Source organism: Catenulispora acidiphila DSM 44928, from assembly GCF_000024025.1.
GTDB classification, from domain to species: domain Bacteria; phylum Actinomycetota; class Actinomycetes; order Streptomycetales; family Catenulisporaceae; genus Catenulispora; species Catenulispora acidiphila.
On the sequence record NC_013131.1, the window covers coordinates 5090047 to 5107764 of the forward strand.

General features: G+C 70.1%; 13 protein-coding genes. 4 read left to right on the forward strand and 9 right to left on the reverse strand.

Translation table 11 applies throughout. The annotated features are described in order from the left end of the window. Nucleotides 1–54 precede the first annotated feature (54 nt). On the reverse strand, nt 55–303 hold the full coding sequence (locus CACI_RS22095; RefSeq protein WP_015793058.1) for a hypothetical protein: 249 nt from the start codon (nt 301–303) through the stop codon (nt 55–57). Between the two features lie 279 nt (nt 304–582). Continuing rightward, a complete protein-coding gene (locus tag CACI_RS22100) occupies nt 583–1188 on the reverse strand; it encodes an isochorismatase family protein (RefSeq protein ID WP_015793059.1) in 606 nt (201 codons plus the stop codon). Between the two features lie 181 nt (nt 1189–1369). Here CACI_RS22100 and CACI_RS22105 point away from each other — a divergent pair, with 181 nt between their 5' ends. From CACI_RS22105 to CACI_RS22115, 3 genes are all read left to right on the forward strand, one after another. After that, on the forward strand, nt 1370–1825 hold the full coding sequence (locus CACI_RS22105) for a preATP grasp domain-containing protein (protein ID WP_143765347.1): 456 nt from the start codon (nt 1370–1372) through the stop codon (nt 1823–1825). 4 nt (nt 1826–1829) lie between these two features. Then, nucleotides 1830–2648 (forward strand): SDR family NAD(P)-dependent oxidoreductase, encoded by an 819-nt coding sequence (locus tag CACI_RS22110; RefSeq protein ID WP_015793061.1) that lies wholly within the window; start codon nt 1830–1832, stop codon nt 2646–2648. A gap of 132 nt (nt 2649–2780) precedes the next feature. Then, complete coding sequence (locus tag CACI_RS22115) at nt 2781–3452, forward strand: methyltransferase (protein WP_015793062.1); 672 nt, start codon at nt 2781–2783, stop codon at nt 3450–3452. 15 nt (nt 3453–3467) lie between these two features. On the opposite strand, the gene CACI_RS22120 is transcribed toward CACI_RS22115, so the two are convergent. Together CACI_RS22120 and CACI_RS22125 are read right to left on the reverse strand one after the other, a co-directional pair. Next, the gene (locus CACI_RS22120; RefSeq protein WP_015793063.1) at nt 3468–5510 is read right to left on the reverse strand and encodes a LuxR C-terminal-related transcriptional regulator; all 2043 of its coding nucleotides are present in this window, start codon (nt 5508–5510) and stop codon (nt 3468–3470) included. Nucleotides 5511–5676: 166 nt separating this feature from the next. Next, complete coding sequence (locus tag CACI_RS22125; RefSeq protein WP_049871670.1) at nt 5677–6222, reverse strand: GNAT family N-acetyltransferase; 546 nt, start codon at nt 6220–6222, stop codon at nt 5677–5679. Nucleotides 6223–6668: 446 nt separating this feature from the next. On the opposite strand from CACI_RS22125, the gene fusA reads away from it, so the two are divergent. Further along, the gene (gene fusA, locus CACI_RS22130) at nt 6669–8702 is read left to right on the forward strand and encodes an elongation factor G (RefSeq protein WP_015793065.1); all 2034 of its coding nucleotides are present in this window, start codon (nt 6669–6671) and stop codon (nt 8700–8702) included. A 404-nt stretch (nt 8703–9106) separates the two neighbouring features. Here fusA and CACI_RS22135 read toward each other — a convergent pair whose 3' ends face one another. The 5 genes from CACI_RS22135 to CACI_RS22160 all read right to left on the reverse strand — a co-directional run bounded on the left by CACI_RS22135 (nt 9107) and on the right by CACI_RS22160 (nt 17647). After that, a complete protein-coding gene (locus tag CACI_RS22135) occupies nt 9107–10717 on the reverse strand; it encodes a N,N-dimethylformamidase beta subunit family domain-containing protein (RefSeq protein WP_223297611.1) in 1611 nt (536 codons plus the stop codon). A 215-nt stretch (nt 10718–10932) separates the two neighbouring features. Further along, complete coding sequence (gene narI / locus CACI_RS22145; RefSeq protein ID WP_015793067.1) at nt 10933–11658, reverse strand: respiratory nitrate reductase subunit gamma; 726 nt, start codon at nt 11656–11658, stop codon at nt 10933–10935. Nucleotides 11659–11667: 9 nt separating this feature from the next. Further along, nucleotides 11668–12339, reverse strand: coding sequence for a nitrate reductase molybdenum cofactor assembly chaperone (gene narJ, locus CACI_RS22150; RefSeq protein WP_015793068.1), 672 nt, complete (start codon nt 12337–12339; stop codon nt 11668–11670). After that, the gene (gene narH, locus CACI_RS22155) at nt 12339–13919 is read right to left on the reverse strand and encodes a nitrate reductase subunit beta (protein WP_015793069.1); all 1581 of its coding nucleotides are present in this window, start codon (nt 13917–13919) and stop codon (nt 12339–12341) included. The genes narJ and narH overlap by 1 nt, the downstream gene beginning before the upstream one ends. Then, nucleotides 13919–17647 carry a nitrate reductase subunit alpha gene (locus CACI_RS22160; protein WP_015793070.1) on the reverse strand — a complete coding sequence of 1243 codons (3729 nt, stop codon included), beginning with the start codon at nt 17645–17647 and terminating at the stop codon, nt 13919–13921. The genes narH and CACI_RS22160 overlap by 1 nt, the downstream gene beginning before the upstream one ends. Nucleotides 17648–17718: the final 71 nt, after the last annotated feature.

The following is a 17718-nucleotide window of genomic DNA, read 5'->3' on the forward strand; positions in this document are numbered from 1 at the left end:
AAGAGACAGTGATCATCATGGGCGGCCAGGTGCGCCGGAGCTCTCAAGCGATTGTCACTCCGGCGGGCCCGGCGGCCCGGCGGGCCGAGGCGGTCCCGGCGCGACCGGCAGGACCAGCGGCGCGGCCGCGGGCCCGGCGCCGGGCGCGGGCTCGTCGTCGAGCACCGGGCGCAGCAGCTCGGTGTACCGGTCCAGGGCGGCGAACAGCACCCGCAGCGGTACGTCCGGGCGCACCGCGCGGTCGATGAGCTCCTCGACCTCGGTCCGGCCCATGGCGGCGATGGCCGCTTCCCTGATCTCCACGCTTGGCAAACGCCGGGTGCCCGCGCGCGTTACGCGCGGTTCCGCGGTTTGTTCGCCGCGACAAACCGGGCCCGCCCCGGGTTGTGGCGACCACCAGCGATTACTCCGAAAGCGTGGCGCGCGCGGCCTGTGGACGGGTCCTTTTGTTCCCGCCCACGGATCGTCTGATAGTCACGCCCGCTCGCGATCGAGGTCGCGACGGTGTCCGGAAGCCGGGGCTGGCGCGCTGGGTGTACCAGCCCCGGCGGCTTGGGGGGCGTGGGGACGCGGGGACGCTGCTCACCGCGCCGCCTCCGCCAGCGCCCGCAGCAGCTGATCGGTGGTCGGCGTCATGGCACACACCTCGGCCGCCAGCATCAGCGCCGCGCGATGCTTCTCGGGACTGAAGTCCGCGACCGCGTCCGCGACCAGGAACGCCTGCACATCCCGGCTGAACGCCTCCACGCAGCTGGTCAGACACCCGATGTGCGCGTAGACCCCGCAGACGATCACCTGGTCGCGCCCGGTCTGCCAGAGCACGTCGGCCGGCGGCGTACGGTGGAACGCGCTGTGCCGCCGCTTCGTCAGGACCTTGTCGCCGGGCCGCGGCGCCAGCTCGGGCACGATCGCCCGGTCGGGCTCCAGCTCCTCGCCACCGGGCTGCGCCGCGAAGACGACGGGGATTCCGGCAGCCGCGCACGCCTCGCGCAGCCGCACGGTGTTCGCCACCAGCGTCGCCAGCGGATCGCGCCCGGCCGGGAAGAACCGCAGGAAGTGCTCCCGCATGTCGTGGATCAACAGCACCGCCCGGCCCGGCTCCGGCGTCCACGCGACGCGCTGCACGGGCAGCTCGCCCTCGGCGGGCAGCCGATAAGGCTCGATGGGCTCGATCCCGGACGCGCTCAAGCTCTGATTCCCTCTTCGGCGGAAACAGGTGACGAATCAGGACTCTAAAGAAGATCTCAGTGCTCTCACACCCACCCGTTCGGGTAGGTGATCTCCGCCGCCTTACCCGCTGCCGGCGCGCGGCGCCGCCTACCCCAACGGGCAGTTGTCGCTCATCGCCGGCCCGGCGAAGCTGATGCTCATGAGTCGACTCACCAACGGCGGCCAGCTCACCGAACACGGTGACCTGCTGGTCTGGCCGTCACCTCCCGGCGTGGGGTTTCCAGCCTGCGTCCGGCGGGTCACCGGATTGGCGGAGGGCGAGCCGCCGATCGTGGTCCCGCCGTCGGGCAGCCGGGGTGTGGAGTCGCTCTGCGAAGACCGGCTCGCCGCCCCGGAGTTCGTGGCGGGTCTCCGGACGCTGATCCCTCCGGCCCGGGCGACCGGGCCAGGCGGACCGCCCGGCGGGGTGGCGTTCCCCGCTGGGCGCGGCGGCGGGCTGGTCACCAGCAAGGCGGTGTTCCCGGCGATCGCCGCCGGGAACACCGCCCCGGTCACCGACACCCCTTTGACCGCCAGGGTCCCGATATCCCGTCATCGCCGGGCCCTGGCCTGTACTCCGACCGGGCCCGGCCCGGCCGCCGAACAAGAGGTCTGAATCGATGCGCGCGGACGGATTGGCCGGCAGGACGGCCCTGATCACCGGAGCGGGCTCGGGCATCGGCCGGGCCGTCGCCGTGGCGCTGGCCGCCGCCGGCGCCCGGGTGATCGTGGCCGGCCGGACCGCCGCGACGCTGGAGCAGACCGTCAAGCTGGCCGACGAGGCGACCGCTGTGTGGGGCGGCGAGTCGCTTGTGCGCGGCCAATCCTGGGCGCCGGCCGTGGCTGCCGGCGCCCAGGCCCATATCGCCGACGTCACCGATCCGGCGGCGGTGCGGGCGTTGCTCGTCGCCGTCGAGCGCGAGCACGGCGGCCTCGACATCGCGGTGAACAACGCCGGGCGCCCTTCTTGGGGTCCGGTCGCCCGGATCGCCCCCGCCGAATGGGACGCCGTGCTCGGCGTGAACCTCACCGGTGTGTGGCTGTGCCTGCAGCACGAGCTGGACCTGATGCGCCGCAGCGGCGGGGGAGCGGTGGTCAACATCGTCTCCCGCCTCGGCATCCCGACGCGCGAGGAGAATCAGAACGCGTACGCGGCCAGCAAGGCCGCTCTGAGCATCCTGACGCGTACCGCGGCGCGCGAGTACGTCGGCTCGGGCATCCGCGTCAACGCCGTGAGCCCCGGCCCGACCGACACCGCCATGACCGTCTGGGACCAGGAGACGCCGGCCGAGCGCGACGAGCGCGTGGCCCGCACCGTCCCGATCGGCCGCCTGGCCGCGCCCGCCGAGATCGCCGCCGCCGTGCGCTGGCTGGTCTCCGACGAGGCCTCCTACGTCGTCGGCCACGACCTGGTGGTCGACGGAGGGCTGAGCGCCTGACGCGCCCGGCCGACCCCCTCACCCGGCAAGGAGACGCACGATGCTCGTCCTGTCGTTCCCGGGAGGCTGCGAGGGCGCCGTGCGGGCGCCCGAGCAGCTGCCCCGCCGTCCCGGCACCCCGGTGGAGCCCAGATGACAGCCGACGCCACCCTGAGCGACTGCCACGGCGGCTTCGAGGACCGCTCCGGGCAGTTCGACCTGCTCGGCCGCTCCTGGACGCTGCTGCCCGGCGTGTTCGCCCCGGTCCACACCACCTCCACCGCGCTGTTCTCCAGCTGGCTGCCGTTCCCGCCCGGCGGGGCGTTCCTGGAGATCGGCTCCGGCGCCGGGGTCACCGCGGTGACCGCCGCGCTCGCCGGCTGCGCGCACGTCACCGCCGTGGACATCTCCCCGGCGGCGGTGGCGAACACCGCGGCGAACGCCCGGCGGCACGGCGTGGCCGACCGTGTGCGGGTCCTGAACAGCGACCTGTTCGAGGCGCTGGACACCGGCGAGCGCTACGACGCGATCTACTGGAATTCCAACGTGATCGACGCCCCTCCGGAGTTCGAGTACCTGGAGGAGCTGCGCTGGGCGTTCTTCGACCGCGGCTACGCCACCCACCACAGGTTTCTGACTCAGGGCCCTGATCTGCTCCGTCCCGGCGGCCGCATGTTCCTGGGCTTCAACACGCTGGGCAACAAGGAACGGCTGCGCGTCATGGCCGACGAGCTCGGGCTGGAGCTGGCCACGTTCCGCCGCCGGCCCGGCGTGCTCGGCGGGATCCGGGTCGAGCTGAGCCTGCTGGAGGTGCTGGTCGCCTGAGGGCGCCGGGCTTTTCTAGCCCGGCGCGCCGGAAGCCAGCACGAACCGCGCGATCTCCACGCGCGACCCGATGCCCAGCTTGCGGAAGATGTTCCGCAGGTGGAACTTCACCGTCTCCGGGGAGCAGCGGATCCGCTTGGCGATCTGCTGGTTGGTCAAGCCCTGCACGACCAGCCGCGCCACGGTCTGCTCGCGGCGGCTGAGGACCGACCACTCCTCGGCCGTCGCGCGGTCCTGGCCGCTCTGCGGGATGTCGGCAGCGAGGAGCGCGACGGCGGTGAGGGCTGCATCGGCGGGGGTCGGTTCGGTGGCGGTCGGCGCGTTGTCGGCGCCCGGCTCGGCGCCCCGGTCGGCGCCGGTCGCCGGCAGTTCTGACAGCGCTGGCAGCGCCGACAGCGCCGGCGTGAACCGCGGGTCCACCCGCTCGTTCAGCTCCGCCCACAGCGACATGTACTTCTCCCACCGGGCGGTGTCGCCGTGCCCGAGCGCGACGCCGGCCAGGTTGCGGTAGCCGGCGGCCTCGATCTCCCGCCACCCCGAGCCCAGACCGAGTTCGACAGCGCGCTGATAGCGGTCACCGGCCTCGTCCAGCCGGTTCGCGGCGAAGGCCGCCATGCCCAGATTCAGCGACATGGCGGCTTGGGCGCGCAGGTTCTGCTCACGCTGCGCGGCGGCCATCCCGATGTCCGCCATGCGCGTCCACTCCCGCAGACGGCGCCGCTGGTGGTAGTAGCCGCGCAGGGCGTCCGGGACGGTCCAGCACACCGCCGGGTCGCCGAAGCGCCGGTGGTGGCGGACGAGCGCCAGCAGGTTGTGGCGCTCGGCGTCCAGCCAGGCCAGCGCCGCCTCGCGGTGCGCCGGGGCGATCTCCTGGGAACCGGTGCCGATCGCGGAGTTGCCGGAGGTCGTCGCCGAGGTGCCGTCGCAGGGTTCTGTTTCGCTCGCGGGCAGCCGCACCATGCACGGGTTCACCAGATCCGCGGCGGCCCGCAACCGCGACAGGACCCAGCGCAGATGCCCGGCTTCGGCAGCGCGCGCCGTCTCGGGGTCGTCGTCCGCGGCGAGCCGGTCGGCGGCGAACAGCCGGGCCAGCGAGTGCAGGCTGTAGCGGCCGGACTCGGACTCCGGGCGGACCACGCTGCGGTCGGCCATCCGGTCCAGCGCCTCCTGCGCCTCCTCCCGGCTGATCCCGGCGACCTGCGCCGCCGCCTCGGTGCAGAAGTCGAAGCCACGCAACAGCGCCAGCCGCCGGAACACCTTGCGGTCCCCGGGTTCCAGGGCGTCGTAGGAGGAGGTCAGCACACCGTGTACGGTGATGTCGCCGGCGGTCAGCCGTTTGAGCCGGCGGCGCTCGTCGCGCAGCTGGTCGCAGAGGTCGTCCACGGTCATCTGCGGCCGGGACAGCAGCCGCGCGGCGGCGATGCGGATCGCCAGCGGCAGGTGTCCGCACAGCGCCAGCAGGCCGTCCACGTCCTCCGTGCCGGTCCAGCGCGCGCCGAGCACCCGGGCCAGCATCGCGGCGGCCTCGGCGTCCGGCATCGGCCCGAGCCGCAGCGGCAGCGCGCCGGCCAGCCCGCCGAGCCAGTTGCGGCTGGTGACGATGGCCAGCGCGTCCGGGCCGGTCGGCAGCAGCGGCCGCACCTGCGCCTCGTCGGCGGCGTCGTCCAGGACCACCAGCGCGCGCTGCCCGGCCAGCGCGGTGCGGAACATGCCGACCAGCTCGTCCCGGTCCTCCGGCAGCGGACCGGCGGCGCCCAGGGCGCGCAGGAAGCGGCGCAGGACGTCCGGTACCGGGGTCGGGGAGCCGGTGTAGCCGCCGAGATCGGCGTACAGGTGCGCGTCGGGGAAGGAGTCGCCGGCCAGCCGTGCGGCGCGGACCGCCAGCGCCGTCTTGCCGGTACCGCCGGAGCCGGTCACCACGAACAGCGCGGCGGTGTGCGCCGGGAAGGTAGCGGGGTCGGTCAGCGCGGCCAGCTCGCCGAGCCGGCCGGTGAAGTCGGTGGTGTCCGGTGGCAACAACCGGGCGCGCGTCGGCGCCCAGTCGAGAGCTTCCCGCATGGGCCCCCCAGGCAAGAGGTCTGATTTCACCTCGTTGTGCCGAGGCGTGCGTCGTCCGAATCAATGTTCAGATCTTGTGAAGAGTATCGCACACAGCGTGATCTTTGACTACTGAGGATGACCTGAGAATCGCGCACAGTGTCCGGATCGGGCCTGGCAGGAGGTGTCAACCGATCATGAACGTGGCGGGAATCACTTTCTTCGAACCCTCATCCGGTCCCACATTGCGGTTCCCGATCCCGCCGGGCACGGCCGGCTTGGAGAACGTCGCGCCGAGCGTCGCAAGGAACTTGCGTCCCGGCGCCCAGCCCTCGACGACGTGCGCACTGACCTGCACGAAGTCCTGCTCGGCGGCGGCGGCCGACAAGGCCTGCGCCACAGTCCGCCCGATCCCGAGCCGCCGGAACTCGGGGCGGATCAGGAATGTGCCGATCCCGACCGAGGCGCTGTGCGGGTAGCGGCGCAGCGCGTCCACGAAGCCGACGATCTCCCGGTCGGCCTCGATCACCAGCAGCACCTTGTCGTCGAACTCGTGGCCCTCCGGCAGCGAGTAGTAGGCGCTCTGCACGTCGCCGGGCGCCGAGGGCTGGCCGGTGGCGGCGACGAACCAGTCGTCGGAGGCGGCGAAGACGGCCAGCACCGCCTGCTCGTCGGCGGGCTCCAGATCACGGACGACGACCGGGTGGCCGTCCACGGAGAGATCGATGCGCATGGCGTCAGTCAAGCACTTGGCGCAGGGTGCGGTCATCCGGGCGGCCGGAGGTGGGGGTGGTGGGCGGTGGGTGGCAGGTGGCGGGGGCGAGTGGCGGAAACCAGTTTCGCCGCCGCGGGTGATCGGCTAGCCTGGCGCCCATCACGTCCGCACTCTGCGCAATCTGCCGGTGCGGACCATCGCAGGCTTCGAAGACGGGGAGGGATCATGGCACGCGGCACCAGTGCGCTCGTGACGTCCCGGCACCGCTTCGAGGTGATCCTGGTGTCTTCGCCGGCTCGGCGCCGGCTGCGCGGCCTGCGCTGAGACACCTCTCGGGACTTCTCTCTCCGCCCCAGGAATCTGGGGTCTGATACGCCTGCGCCGGATTCCGGTGCCGCGTCGTTCCCGGGTATCGCGCTGTTCTGATTCACCGATGTACAGCGAGTGCGAAGGATTGATCCATCATGCGTGCCGAATCGACCCGCAATTCCCTGTCCCTGGTCCGGAATCTGGGCATCCTGGCCCATGTGGACGCCGGCAAGACCACCGTCACCGAGCGCGTGCTGTTCCTGACCGGCGCCGTGCACAAGCGCGGCGAGGTGCACGAGGGCACCACCGTCACCGACTTCGACTCCCAGGAGCGCGACCGCGGCATCACGATCTTCGCCGCCGCCGTCAGCTGCGACTGGGACGGACACCGGCTGAACCTCATCGACACCCCCGGGCACGTCGACTTCTCCGCCGAGGTCGAGCGCTCCCTGCGGGTGCTCGACGGCGCGGTCGCGGTATTCGACGCGGTCGCCGGCGTGGAGCCGCAGAGCGAATCGGTGTGGCGGCTGGCCGACGGCTACGGCGTGCCCCGGATCGCGTTCGTCAACAAGATGGACCGGACCGGCGCCGACCTGGACGCCGCGGTCGCCTCCATCCGGGAGCGGCTGCATCCGGTTCCGCTGGCGGTGCAGATGCCGATCGGGAGTGAGGGCGAGTTCAGCGGCGTCGTCGATCTGGTCGGTATGCGGGCTCTGACATGGGCAGACGGCTCCATGGTCGAGGGCGCGGTTCCTGACGCGCTGGTCGAGGAGGCCGTGCGGCGTCGGCGGGTTCTTGAGGAGGCTGTGGCTGAGCGGAGTGCGGCGGCGCTGGAGGAGTTCGTCGAGGCTTCGCAGCTCTCTGCGACGGCGTTGGCGGCGGCTCTTCGGGAGCTGACGCTGTCCGGCGAGGTCGTCGTGGTGCTGTGTGGTGCGGCGTACAAGGATCGGGGTGTCGAGCCGCTGCTGGACGCTGTGGTGGCTTATCTGCCTTCGCCGGTGGATCAGGCTTCTGATCAGCCTGATCAGCCTGATCACCGTTCGCCGGATCAGCCGTTGGCGGCGCTGGTGTTCAAGGTGCAGTCGACCGGTACCGGACGGCTGACGTTCGTCCGCGTCTACTCCGGCACGCTGCGCAAGGGCGATGCGGTGCTGGACGTCGGCGCCGGACGGACCGGGCGCGTCGGGCGCATCCTGCGGGTGCAGGCCGACCGGCACACCGAGGTCGAGCAGGCGGTGGCGGGCGACATCGTCGCGCTGGTCGGACCGAAGCACGCCGTGACCGGGGCGACCCTGGCCGCGCCGGGCTCGCCGGTCCTGCTGGAGGACTCCGGCCCGGCGGCGTCCGAACCGGTGGTGTCGGTCGCGGTCGAAGCCGAGCGCAACGCCGACACCGGCCGCCTGGCCGCGGCCCTGGCGCGCGCGGTCGAGGAGGACCCGTCGCTGGCGGTGCGCACCGACGGCGAGACCGGGCAGACGCTGCTGTCCGGGCTCGGCGAGCTGCACCTGGAGGTGGCGGTGGAGAAGATCCGACGAGAGAGGGGGATCGCAGTGAGCGTGGGACGTCCGCAGGTAGCCCTGCGCGAGGCAGTGGCCTCCGGCGTGTCCGGCTTCGTATACCGGCACGTCAAACAGGACGGCGGCTCCGGCCAATGGGCCCACGTGGTCCTCGACGTCCGCCCCCTGACCGGCACCCTCGGCGACACCGGCTTCACCTTCGAATCCCACGTCACCGGCGGCCGCGTCCCCCGCGAGTACATCCGCGCGGTCGAAGCCGGCTGCCGCGACGCCCTCGCGGCCGGACCCCTCGCCGGCCACCCGGTGACCGGCCTGCACGTAACCCTGGTCGACGGCGCAACGCACGTGAAGGACTCCTCCGAGCTCGCCTTCCGCGCAGCCGGCGCCCAAGGCCTGCGAGCAGCCCTCCGAGCGAGCACCCTCGCCCTGCTGGAACCGGTCGCGGAACTGACCGTCACAGCACCGGAGGACACCGTCGGCGCAGTCCTCGGCGACCTCGCGGCCCGCCGCGGCCGCGTCACGGACACCACGAGCCGCAGCACCGCGGCAGTGGTGACCGCCACGGTCCCGCTGGCCGAGGTCTTCGGCTACGCGACCCGGCTGCGAAGCCGAACGCAAGGCCGCGGAGCCTTCACGATGCGCGCGGCAGGCTATGTGGCGGTGACCGGCTAGCGGAGGCGAGACTCGGCCGGTCCGTTCTTCGGGACGGGCCGGCTGAGTTCGGTGATACAGATAACAGGCCCCGAGAGAATATATCAAAGGTCTACACAATCACGTTGCGGGACCACCCAATCGGATCGGCGCCGGCAAGCTCCGCGAGATGGCAAAGGTCTACACGGTCACGCGGCGGAACTACTCGACCGGATCGGCGTCGGCAAGATTCGCGAGCTGGCAGAGCGGTGCCGGGTCGAGTGCGTCTGAAACAGCCGTGCCCGCGGCCGGCAAGGCTCGGCTACGGTCACGGAGTGCTGTTCGTGCGAACCGGCTCGGGCTGCTGAGGCTTGGGGCGGAACTTGTCCTCGAACATTGCCGGCGGTGCGCGAGCTTGTGCATCCCAATGCCTGACCCGATGGACCTCAATCGGTGCGCTGCGACACGTCCCCGGGCTGCTTCGCCGAGGAGACCAGCCCTTCCGGTGTCGGTGGCCAGGATGGCGTCGAGGGATGTTGCCGGCCTGCGGGTTGGGCGGCGAAGGTGGTCAGGATGTTGTCTGTCATGCGTGTGATCACCTGCTGGGCTGCGGGTGGGGTCGGCGCTAGGTGCAGGCAGTCCCCGTTCAGCACGCACGGCCAGTAGGTCGTGCCCGCGTTGAAGACGCCGGCTTGCGATGGCGCCACGTAGTACGTCGTCGTGGCCATCTCGGCCGCGCCGCTCTTCGTGCGTAGCGGCATTGCGGCCAGGACGTCTACGTCGCGTGGCGTCGTCGGATTGTTCACGTCGACTTGGTCGTACTCGCCGCCGATGGTGTTGCGGAGGACCTCGCCGGGTGTCACGCCGGTGCCGGCGAAGATCCAGGACTGGGCGTGGAGGACGCGGAGTGATCCGGTCGCGCCGAGGTAGCCGTACCCCTCGCCGACCAGAGCGGCCTCGGGTCTGTTCAGCGGTGGGTCGGCCCAGTTCACCGTGGCCTGCGACGGGTCCTTGGCGGCCACCGGGTCGCCCGCCGCCGTGCGGCGCAGGACCATGCGGCGGTCCGAGCCCAGCGGCGAGCTGGTCAGCCGGACCGCGGTGTAGACCGAGTTGGCGCCGAAGAACGCGATGTTCACGCCGGCCTGGCGTGCGGCGAGGGCGCCGTCGTACATGCGCTTGGTCCAGTACTCGGAGTGGCCGCCGATGATGATGCCGTGGTGCTGCTTCAGCTGTGCGGGGTCGGCATCGGCGTCGACGTCGGTGAAGTAGTCGGTGTCGATGCCGAGCTTTTCGATCTCCCGGACGATCGGCAGCTCGTACTGGTACGCCGAGTAGTACCCGCCGTCCTGATACGGACGGTCGAAGCTCAGCTCCGTGCTCGGTGCGGCGGGGAGGTTGCCGTACGCCGAGTGCCCGCCGAAGGTGTTGTAGGCCTGATACGTCAGCACGCTGGCTTGGTAGCCCAACGGCGCGTCATCGCCGTCGGCCCGAATCACCAGCGGAATCGACGACGCCGTCTGTCCCGGCGCCCGCACCACCAGCAGGTAGTACCCGGGGACCCACCGCCCGGTGACGGGGAAGGTCAGCGTCGCCGCCCACGGCGCCTCGGTCAGCAGACTCGGATCGCTCACCGTGGCGCTCACCTGAGGCCCGAGGCCGAGATTCCGCGACTCCCAGACCAGCCGCCCACCCGCGCCGCCGTAGTACCCCATCCGGTAGGCGGACAATGAGGCTCCTGACACCCGCTCGGGCGCACTCAGGTACGCGGTGACCGTGTCCCCGCACCGCGCGCTGGCATGGTTCAGGTAGCCGTTCACCGTCCCGGACACGGTGTGCTTCGCGTCCTGCCACGCCGTCGTCCCGCCGAGCGCGTTCTCCGCACGCAGCCATCCAGACGTGAGCTTGCCCGCCGGGCAGTTGTCGCCATCAGGGCTGCTGGTGCTGGAACTGGAACTGGAACTGGTGTCGATGCTGGTAGTGCTGCTGCCGCCACGAGACACCTCACCGTTCTGCGCCCCGGACACCGCCGCCGCGTGATGACACGACATCAGAGCCATGACACACGCCATGACCGCAATCACAGCCAAACCCGCGCGTATAACCCGCCCGAAACCCCGGTCCTCCCCGTTTCCGGGCATGCCAAAATAGCCCCGCATGTCCCCATGACTCCTTACGCCGTCCTGCTCACCAGGCGTTCAACGGGGCTGCTGAGGGCCCCTGTAAAAACACCAGAGTGAGCGACGGGCTCAGGAGGTTGCCGTGCTGGAGCCAGTCAGCTCCCGATCCCCTCCCACCCGCGCCGTACCGGAGCCTCGCCGAGGGCGCGGGAGTCGCGGCTGCGGTAGACGATGTACGGGCGGAAGAGATACTGGATCGGGGCGCTGAACATGTGGACCAGGCGCGTGAAGGGGAGGAGGGCGAACAGCAGGAGGCCGATGACCGCGTGGATCTGGAACACCACCGGTGCCTGGGCCATCAGTGCGGTCTTGGGCTGGAGCCAGGACAGGCTGCGGGCCCAGGGGGCGATGGTGGCGCGATAGTCGTAGCCCTCGTGGAGGCCGGCGTGGGTGAGTTTGGCGACCAGGCCCATGATGATCGCGGCCAGCAGGACCACGTACATCAGCTTGTCGTTGCGCGTCGTCGCGCGGAACACCGCCGGGGTGGTGCGGCGGCGGTAGATCAGCATCAGGATGCCGATGACGGCCAGCGCCCCGGCGGCGGTGCCGGCGAACAGCGACAGCAGGTTGTAGCCGTGCTCGGTGAGGCCGAGGGCGTCGGTCCACGCCGACGGCACGAACAACCCCATCAAGTGCCCGACCAGCACGAACAGGATCCCGTAGTGGAACATCGGCGAGGCGATGTTCAGAATCCGCCGCTCGTAGCTCCCCGAGGAGCGCGTCGTCCACCCGAACTTGTCATACCGGTAGCGCCACACCAGCCCGGTGATCAGGATCGCGATGGCGATGTAGGGCAGCGCGCCCCACAGGAACGTCTGCACGTCATGCTCCTAACGGTCGGGCGCCAGTACAGGCAGCAGGTCGAGATGGCCATACGGACGCAGCGCCGCGGTGTCCGGATCCAGCCCGACCGTCTCGCGCGGCGGCCCGGCGGCAGCCAGCGCCCGCGCGGCGGCGCGATCCTTCGGCGAAGCGCCCGGCAGCGTGGAACAGACCGCCTCCACCACCGCGGCATACGCGGTCCCGTGCTCCGCCAACGCCAACCGCAGCAGCTCCAACCCGGGCCGGTGACGCACCAACAGCCCGAGGTCCCCGCTCACCGCGCTGAACTCCAGCACGACCGGCAGATAGTCCGGAAGCTCCGCCTCGACGAACTCGAACCCCGCCTCGCGGAACGCCGCCTTGAGCTCCACCAACGACATACCCCGACGCCGCGTGTCCCCGTCCAGCCACCACGTCAGATACAGGCTGTGCCGGTTCTTGAAGTCGAACACCTCGACGTAGTGCGCAGTCGCCTCCGCCGCCGGCATCGCCGAGGCCTGATCCACGAACGTCACCAGCGTCCGCGCCGCCCCACCGCCGACCGCCGCGAGCGCCGACCGCACCAGCGGCAGCCGCTCCCGCCAGGCCGCATCGGGATAGTCGAGCAGGTGCGCAGCCGCCCGAAGCACCACCTGCTCCCGCCGCCCGATCGGGGCGCCGTTTCCGGAAACCCTGCCCATCACACCTCCTCCTGCCGATCAGCCTTCTGCCGCCGCCGCATGGCATGGAAGTTCTCCAGCGAGATCAACGGCAGCGCCTTCTTCCCCGAGTCGTCGCCGAACGGCCCGGGCACGCCGTCCGCCGCCTCTTGGCCCTCGTCGTAGTCGACGCTGCATCCAGACGCGAGCGCCGCTTCCTCCATGGCGTGCGCATCGGCCATCGCCGCCGTGGGAATGACGTAGCGCTCCTCGTACTTCGCGATCGCCAGCAGCCGGTACATCTCCTCGATCTCCGTCGACGGTTCCTCAGGCGCCGTCCCTAGGTTCACTTCGCGCATATACGCGCGCATCGCAGCGAGCCGCCCGAGGGCCGATCGCACCGGAACGACATCTCCGGCAGTGAACAACTCGGCGAGATATTCGATCGGAATCCGCAGCGCGTCGATGGCGCCGAACAGGTTGTCCCCGTCTTCGCCGTCGTGCCCGGATTCGGCAATGGCGTCCACGACCGGCGACAGCGGCGGGATGTACCAAACCATCGGCATCGTGCGGAACTCAGGATGCAGAGGCAGCGCCACTTTGTAATCGCAGATCAGCTTGCGAACCGGCGAGCGCCGCGCGGCTTGCATCCACTCATAAGGGACGCCGGCGCTCTCGGCGGCACGCGCGACCTCTGGGTCGTTCGGATCGAGGAATACTCCGAGCTGTGCCTCATACAGATCTCGGTCATCCGTCGTCTCGGCAGCAGCGGCGACACGATCGGCGTCATAAAGCATGACGCCGAGATACCGCAGCCGCCCCGGACACGTCTCGGAACACACCGTCGGCAGCCCGACCTCGACACGCGGATAGCAGAACGTACATTTCTCTGCCTTACCGGTGCGATGGTTGAAGTAGATCTTCTTGTAAGGGCACGCGGTGACACACTGCTGCCATCCCCGACACCGATCCTGATCGACCAGTACAATTCCGTCCTCGGCACGCTTATAAAGCGCACCGGACGGACAAGAAGCGACACACGCCGGATTAAGACAATGTTCGCAGATGCGCGGCAGATAGAACATGAACGCCTGCTCGAAGGCGAAGCGCACCGTCTCCCCGACCTTCTCGCGCATTTTCTGCACGATCGGATCCTGCGACCCGTGCTCTGTGGTCCCGCCGAGGTTGTCGTCCCAGTTGGCGCTCCACCGGATCGTGTCCATCGGCTTGCCGGTGAGCAGCGACCGCGGCCGCGCGACCGGGTAGTCGTCGCCGAGTGGCGCCTGCTGGAGGTTTCCGTAGTCGTACGTCCAGGGCTCGTAGTAGTCCTCGACCGTCGGCAGTACCGGGTTGGCGAAGATCTCGGCGAGCTTCCTCAGCCGTCCGCCCTGCTTCAGCTTCAGCCGTCCGCGCCGGTCGAGTTCCCAGCCGCCCTTCCACTTCTCCTGGTCGGAGTAGCGTCGCGGATATCCCAGTCCGGGGCGCGTCTCGACGTTGTTGAACCAGACGTATTCCATCCCGCGCCGGTTGGTCCACGTCTGCTTGCACGTCACCGAGCAGGCGTGGCAGCCGATGCACTTGTCGAGGTTCATCACCATCGCGATCTGGGCCATGACGCGCATCAGTACTGCACCTCCTGCGAGCGGCGGCGGATGACGGTGACCTCGTCGCGCTGGTTGCCGGTCGGCCCGAGGTAGTTGAACGCCCAGGACAGTTGCGCGTAGCCGCCGATCAGGTGCGTGGGCTTGAGCATGACGCGAGTCAGGGAGTTGTGAATCCCGCCGCGCTTGCCGGTCTTCTGCGTCTTCGGCACGCCGACGGTCCGGTCTTGGGCGTGGTGCATGTAGACGGTCCCCTTGGGCATCCGGTGCGACACGATGGCGCGGGCGACGACGACGCCGTTGCGGTTGACCGCCTCGATCCAGTCGTTGTCCCGCACGCCGATCGACGCGGCGTCCTGGTCCGACATCCAGATGACCTGCCCGCCGCGCGAGAGCGAGAGCATGAACAGGTTGTCCTGGTACTCGGAGTGGATGGACCACTTGTTGTGCGGTGTGAGATAGCGGACGGTGACCTCGTTCTGCCCGTCGGGCCCGAGCCGTGGCTCGCCGAACAGCTGGTTCATGTCCAGCGGCGGCCGGTAGACCGGGAGGGCTTCGCCGAATTCGTGGATCCAGTCGTGGTCGAGGAAGAAGTGCTGCCGTCCGGTGAGCGTGTGCCAGGGCTTGAGGTGCTCGGTGTTCAGGGTGAAGGGCGCGTAGCGGCGTCCGCCGGATTCGCTGCCGGACCATTCCGGTGAGGTGATGACGGGTACCGGCGCGGCTTGCGTGTCGGCGTAGGTGATCCGCTTGCCTTCGTGTTCGGCAGCCAGGTGCGCGAACTCTTTGCCGACGCGCTTCTCGAGTTGCCGGAAGCCTTGGACGGCAAGGCGTCCGTTACTGGTGCCGGACAGGCGCAGGATGGTGTTGCAGGCTTTGACACCGGTGTCGATCAGCGGACGTCCGTCGGCCGGCCCGCCGCGTGCTGTGCCGTTGAGGGCTTTGAGCGCGGTGACTTCTTCGTCGGGCACGAATTTCAGGCCTTTGACAGGCAGCCCGAGCTTCTCCACGTTCGGTCCGAGCGACGCCATTTTCGCGGCGATCGCGGTGTAATCGCGTTCGACGGCGACCAGGGCGGGCATCGTCGTGCCCGGCATCGGTTCGCATTCGCCGAGCCGCCAGTCCAGGACGACGCCGCCGGGCTGGGCGATCTCTCCGGGAGTGTCGTGTTGCAGAGGCGCGGCGACGATGTCGTGGCGGGTATCCAGGCGTCCGACAGCCAGTTCGCTGAGGCGTTTGGCGATGGCGTGGAACGCGTCGAAGTCGGTGCGTGCCTGCCAGGGCGGGTCGACGGCCGGGCTGAAGGAGTGGATGAACGGATGCATGTCCGTGGAGGACAGGTCGTGCTTCTCATACCAAGTGGCTGCCGGCAGCACGACATCCGACAACAGCGCGGAGGACGTCATCCGGAAATCCAGTGACAGCAACAGATCGAGCTTGCCTTCGGGCGCTTCCTCATGCCATTTCACGTCGCGAGGGCGCACGTCTTCGTGTGCTTCTTCGGCGCTGAGCGAGGAGTGGGTCCCCAACAGGTGCTTGGCGAAGTACTCCGCGCCCTTGGCAGAGGAGCCGAGCAGGTTGGCGCGCCACAACGTCATGATGCGCGGCCAGTTCTGCGGCGCGTCGGGGTCCTCGCAGGCGAAGCCGAGCCGTCCGGCTTTCAGCTCCTCGACGACGTGCGCCGCCGCCTCCTTGCCGGCGGCTTTCGCCTCGTCGGCGAGGTCCAGGGGGTTCCGGTCGAATGTCGGGTAGGACGGCATCCAGCCCAGGCGTGCGGCGCGTGCCAGGCAGTCGGCGCCGGCCATGCCGTTCATCGCGCCGGAGGCGAGCGGGGAGGTGAGGACTTCGGTGCGGAACTGGTCGTAGCGCCACTGATCGGTGTTCAGGTAGAAGAAGCCGGCGCCGATGGCTTGCCGCGGCGGGCGCGACCAGTCGTTGGCGGAGGCCAGGGTGGCCCAGCCGGTGGAGGGGCGGCATTTCTCCTGGCCGACGTAGTGGGCCCAGCCGCCGCCGTTGCGTCCTTGGCAGCCGGTGAGGGTGAGCAGCGCCAGGAAGGACCGGTAGATGGTTTCGGAGTGGAACCAGTGGTTGGTGCCGGCGCCCATGAGGATCATGCAGCGGCCGCCGGATTTCGTGGCGGTGTCGGCGAATTCGCGGGCGATCTTCACCGCGAGCCGGGCCGGGACGGAGGTCTGCGCCTCGGCCCACGCCGGCGTGCCGGGGGCGGTGGCGTCGTCGTAACCGGTGGGCCAGATGCCGGGCAGGTCGGCGCGGGCGACGCCGTACTGGGCGAGTAAGAGGTCGAACACGGTGGTGACGAGCGGTCCGTCGGGGCGCAGCCGGATCGCCGGGACGCCGCGGGTGTGGATCTCGCCGCGGCCCTGGCCGTGCGCGCCGCCGTCGGTGTCGAAGCGGGGGAGCAGGACCTCGGCGCCGATGGCCTGCGGCAGGCCGAGCAGGCTCAGGCGGGGTTCGACGTCGCCGAGGTCCAGATTCCAGTGGCCTTCGCCGCTTTCGCCCCAGCGGAAGCCGATGGAGCCGTTGGGGACGACGGGGTTGCCGGTCGCGGTGTCCAGGACGACGGTCTTCCAGGCGGCGCCGTCGGCCGCGGTGGCGTCGCCGTCGGCGCTGCCGTCGAGGTCGGCGGCGCGCAGGAACTTGTCGGGGACGTAGTAGCCGCCCTTGTCGTGCTCGCTCAATGTGACCAGGAACGGCAGGTCGGTGAACTGTTTGACGTAGGAGTCGAAGAACTCGTTGCGGGTGTCGACGAAGTGTTCCTTCAGGACGACATGCCCCATGGCGATGGCCAGGGCGGCGTCGGTGCCGGGGTGGGGGTGCAGCCATTCGTCGGCGAACTTGGCGTTGTCGGCGTAGTCCGGGGCGACGACCACGACCTTCTGGCCGCGGTAGCGCGCCTCGGCCATCCAGTGCGCGTCGGGGGTTCGGGTGACCGAGACGTTGGAGCCCCACATGATCAGGTAGGCGGCGTCCCACCAGTCGCCGGACTCCGGGACGTCGGTCTGGTCGCCGAAGACCTGCGGGGAGGCGACGGGGAGGTCGGCGTACCAGTCGTAGAAGGACAGCATCGTGGCGCCGATGAGGGAGTGGAAGCGGGCGCCGGCGGCGTGGGAGACCATGGACATGGCCGGGATGGGGGAGAAGCCGGCGATGCGGTCCGGGCCGTGTTCTTTGATCGTGTGCACGTGCGCCGCGGCGATGATGTCGACGGCTTCGTCCCAGGTGGCGCGCACCAGGCCGCCTTTGCCGCGGGCTTGCTGGTAGGCGCGGCGGAGTTCGGGGTCTGCTTGGATCGCGGCCCAGGCGGCGACGGGGTCTCCGCCGGCGGCGGCTCTGGCGGCACGGAACTGCTCCAGCAGCACGCCGCGGATGTAGGGGTGGCGCACGCGGGAGGGGGAGTAGGTGTACCAGGAGAAGGAGGCGCCGCGCGGGCAGCCGCGGGGTTCGTATTCAGGGCTGTCCGGGCCGACGGAGGGATAATCCGTGGCCTGCGTCTCCCAGGTGATGATGCCGTCTTTGACGTAGACCTTCCAGCGGCACGAGCCGGTGCAGTTGACGCCGTGGGTGGAGTAGACGATCTTGTCGTGGCTCCAGCGGTCGCGGTAGAAGACGTCGCCGGCGCGGCCGCCTTCGTAGCGGACGCTGTGCAGGTCGTCGGCGGTGCTGCCGCGGCGGAAGTATTTTCCCGCCTCGAGCAGGAGCGCGTCGGGCTCCTTGGATCCGTCGCGCGGCACCGGGCCTCCTCGGGGCTGTGTGATCGCTGTCCCCCTTGGTGGTGACCCGTGCGGGGACGGCGAACCGGTCG

Excerpts from the sequence above, each read along its gene's own strand:
- CACI_RS22105 (WP_143765347.1), top strand. The coding sequence starts at position 1,370 with ATGAGTCGACTCACCAACGGCGGCCAGCTCACCGAACACGGTGACCTG.
- CACI_RS22110 (WP_015793061.1), top strand. The coding sequence starts at position 1,830 with ATGCGCGCGGACGGATTGGCCGGCAGGACGGCCCTGATCACCGGAGCG.
- CACI_RS22115 (WP_015793062.1), top strand. The coding sequence starts at position 2,781 with ATGACAGCCGACGCCACCCTGAGCGACTGCCACGGCGGCTTCGAGGAC.
- CACI_RS22120 (WP_015793063.1), bottom strand. The coding sequence starts at position 5,510 with ATGCGGGAAGCTCTCGACTGGGCGCCGACGCGCGCCCGGTTGTTGCCA.
- CACI_RS22125 (WP_049871670.1), bottom strand. The coding sequence starts at position 6,222 with ATGCGCATCGATCTCTCCGTGGACGGCCACCCGGTCGTCGTCCGTGAT.
- fusA (WP_015793065.1), top strand. The coding sequence starts at position 6,669 with ATGCGTGCCGAATCGACCCGCAATTCCCTGTCCCTGGTCCGGAATCTG.
- CACI_RS22135 (WP_223297611.1), bottom strand. The coding sequence starts at position 10,717 with ATGGCTCTGATGTCGTGTCATCACGCGGCGGCGGTGTCCGGGGCGCAG.
- narJ (WP_015793068.1), bottom strand. The coding sequence starts at position 12,339 with ATGGGCAGGGTTTCCGGAAACGGCGCCCCGATCGGGCGGCGGGAGCAG.
- narH (WP_015793069.1), bottom strand. The coding sequence starts at position 13,919 with ATGCGCGTCATGGCCCAGATCGCGATGGTGATGAACCTCGACAAGTGC.